Source organism: Psychrobacter piechaudii, from assembly GCF_900162825.1.
Lineage (GTDB): Bacteria > Pseudomonadota > Gammaproteobacteria > Pseudomonadales > Moraxellaceae > Psychrobacter > Psychrobacter piechaudii.
In genome coordinates this window covers 1-3,762 of record NZ_FUGE01000265.1, presented here as the reverse complement: position 1 = coordinate 3,762, position 3,762 = coordinate 1, and the positions used below count along the sequence as shown (strand labels likewise).

2 protein-coding genes are annotated in these 3,762 nt (G+C 38.8%); both read right to left on the bottom strand.

Annotated elements, in window-relative coordinates; translation table 11 throughout:
* Positions 1 to 117: 117 nt before the first annotated feature.
* Complete coding sequence (locus A1019T_RS12790; protein ID WP_077452106.1) at positions 118 to 1,536, bottom strand: AIPR family protein; 1,419 nt, start codon at positions 1,534 to 1,536, stop codon at positions 118 to 120.
* 478 nt (positions 1,537 to 2,014) lie between these two features.
* Complete coding sequence (locus tag A1019T_RS12785; RefSeq protein WP_244156666.1) at positions 2,015 to 3,526, bottom strand: MATE family efflux transporter; 1,512 nt, start codon at positions 3,524 to 3,526, stop codon at positions 2,015 to 2,017.
* Positions 3,527 to 3,762 lie beyond the last annotated feature (236 nt).

Genomic DNA, 3,762 nt, shown 5'->3' with positions numbered 1-3,762 from the left:
TGAGAGTTATGATGCGATTGTCGATGCGGCATGTGACGCTTGGAATGCAGTGTGTAATGAGACTAACTTAATTAGGTCTATCACTCAGCGGGAGTGGTGCGACTTGAGTGTTATTTTTTAGAATTGGTATAAGATTATAGTAAAATACTTTTTATCAGTTTTAAAGAAGTTAGTAACTGAGGTTTCTGTTTCACCGCGTGAATCATAAAGAGAAGAAAGAAACATTACTATATCATTAAAGAGCGAGTTTAAAGGTTTTATGTAATTATCAGGTCTATCCGGATCAAATAAGGGTCCAGATAAAGTATCACTTGTTACCTCTGAAACCCATTCGTTATTATTACTATCTAGCTTTATGTCAATAGCTCCACGACGATACTTAATTAAGAACCCTATTATAGCTAGAACGCAAAACTTACCATTCTTTGCGATATTCGATGCTTTCTCATTCAAAGGTGTACTTTTAACGAAGTTATCATAGTAATCTGATAACTGTAGGATATCTACAATAGTAGCCTTATCGTGTTTTCTCTTAAATATACTATTATAAGTTGCTCTATCTGAAAATATCTTCTTCTTACTACTTCTAGCTGTCCCAGGGCGTTGTAATAACACACTAAGAACTAACTGTCCTAATGTATTATTTTTTACCTTTTGCCAAGGTTTTAGGTTTTTCTTACGTAATATGCCCTCACCCCTTTTGATTTCCATATATATTTTGGGGTCTTCCGCTTTAAGATCAGATTGTAATTGTCTTTGTTCAGGATAGTTTGATTTAAGGTCTCTATCAGAAATTGGTTTCTGCGAATTAGAGGCTTCTGCAATTTCAGCGATAAATCGGTTGAAATAATCTTCACCTGGTTGATCTGGTTTTACTATTTTACACGGTATTGGAAAATCTAAATCTTCATTAGAGCCTTTATAGGAGCCAAGAATAGTTGTAGTTTGGCATCCATTAATGATAGAGAAGTCTTCTAATTTGATGTTATCTCCGTCTAAATAAAAGTCTTTACAACCTATGATGATCCCATTATTTAAAAACCAAAACTTGTCTCTTTTCTTCTTTAATGATTCGTTGATCTGATCATCTATTTTTTTATTACGGACAAAATATCTAAAGTTCTGTTCGAAAAGACCATCATCCCTAAATTTATCATAAAGATTTCTAACTGAAAGAGCTGAAGTATTAACTAACAGTCCATTCGTGCCATTCTTAATATAGCCATGATCTTTGTATATATCTACTTTCCCTTCACTTACAAACCTTTGACCATTCTCAAAACTCTTAATATGCTCTTCTACTTGATTTCTATAGAAAATTGAAATATCAAAATTTTCTAAAGCCTCAACTTTACTTAGATGTTGTAAAATCTCATCTTGATATCTTTCATCCTTATTCGTATTGATAAATAAAACAAGCTGAATAGAATTCTCATCCTCAACTGCATCGTCATATTTTTCAGAATAAATACGCCTTAAGTTCTTATTGAAAGATCCAATTTTATTAAACTGAAAGTCACTTACAGTTTGCGCCATTTTAGTAAAAATGTCTTTTATCTCATCTTTTGAGTTAAAGTCTTTAACATTTTTGGATTGAATGAGGACTAAACTTTTTTATATATCTCCCTCGTTTACGGCTATAAAATCGATGCCACCGTCGTTAGAACCATCAGTATAAGAATTCTTAAAATCGATAATGTCAAATTTACCATCGTTATAGAAGTATTTATAACAAACGGCACCAAAAAGTAGTTCATCAGTTAGATCGACATTGATCTGATCTTTAGATACCGATAGTTCCTCTCTAGTTATGTCCATATAATGTTTAATTGTATCTATCACCAATAAGTCCTCATCTGTAGATTATTACAGTAAACTAAATATTAAATAATGTATAAGATACTATATTTTAATCGTTAAATTTTCAAAGTAATTCTTAAAGTTAAATTAAAACTTCGATGACTAAGATCTATCATAATAAATCTCAATCTACTCAGTCCTCATACTGTTTAAGTCAAGAACGACGAGTCGCCGCCTCTTGTTCCTCGGATCTTTCCCAAGCCGTTGTGGGGGTAATATCACGACACGACGAACTACAGCTTCCTTGAGCGCGGTAGCCTTCAGTGATTTGAGCGGCTTCTTTGGGAGGTAACACCTTGCCTTTACGCCATGCCCCATACAGATACAGTCCTACCCCCATTACGGCGGTGGCTACCATGCCTGCTGGGAATGACCACCAAAGGGCATCGGAACCAAGTATTGGATATAGCCCAAAAGCAAAGCCCAGACGCACCGGATACATAGAGATTACCATCACCATCAAGGGCCAAATCACGTAGCCATTTGCTCGCATGGTACCAAATAATACTTGGGCGACCCCAAAGAATAAGAAACCCCATGTCGCCAGAAGCTGAATATGAGTGCCAATGCCTACTGCGGGACTATCTGTACCAAGGAACAAGCCTAAAGCAGCTTCATCAAAAATGGTTAGGACTCCAATCAGTAATCCGGTCAATATCACATTAAAAATAAGCCCCCAGCGGGTGATCGCTGACACTCTATCCCACTGATTGGCACCGATATTCTGAGCCACCATCGCACTTGCTGCCGCGCTTAGCGCCATAGCTGGCATCTGTACGTAAGTCCAAAGCTGCTGAGTGGCGCTATAGGCTGCTGTGGTTTGAACCCCTTCGCGGTTGATCAGCGACAGCATAGTCAATGCCGCTGAGGAGATAACTACCATCTGCAGTCCCATCGGTAGCCCTTTAGAGAACATCGAGGACAGGATTTTTTTATCGGGTCGTAAAAAGTGTAGCTCTGATTTATTAAGGGTTAAGATAGACCCACGTAGATATAAAGTGATGCCCATACCAACGAGAGCCACAGTGTTGGCCATCGCTGTTGCAAAGGCTGAGCCAAAGATACCCCATTCAGGGAAAGGGCCTACCCCAGTAATAAGCATCGGTGTCAAAACCAAATCTATCGCCACCGACAAGGCTATAAACCAAAGTGGGGTCGTGGAATCACCCGTTCCGCGCAGCGCCATTGTCATTAAAGTAAAAGTGAGGGTAACTGGCATCGCAAGAAAAATCATGCGCAAATAAGTCAAAGCCAAGTCAAAGGCATTGGATGGTGTCCCTAAAAGCTCGAGCAACAGCGGTAACGATACCCAGCCTACGCCAGCCAATAACACGGTTATGGGAATGATACTGCCCAAAGCAGTTCCCATGGTTCTTTTAACCATAGTATGATCACGTTGCCCCATGGCTTGACCAATTAAAATGGTAGAGGCCATACCGAAACCAAAAACGAAAGAGATCAGTATAAACATCAGAATGTTACCATTCGCGGTCGCCGCAAGCGCTTCTTCACCCAAGAATCGACCTACCCAGACGGCATTAATCGAACCGTTTAACGACTGAAGTATCGACGATCCAAGGGTGGGTAGGGCAAATAAGAGCATTGTTTTGGCAATCGACCCTTCAGTAAGGTCACGCTGTTTGCCGATAGAGGCTGGGTCACTCAATGTCTTTCCTCTCATGTCTCTAGGGGCTGTTAAATTATTGACCTGTTAAATTAGAGGCCAATTAATATAAACGCTTATCATAGAGCATTAAGCTTATAGCGTCTTTATTAGAGCTGTAATTATATTTATATGACGGATCTCTGCACACGACAAAAAAATCATCCCCACCGGATTTTCATAGGTTTAGGGGTTAAAAAGCTAACTAACTGTCGAAAGACAGTCTTATCATTGTTAAA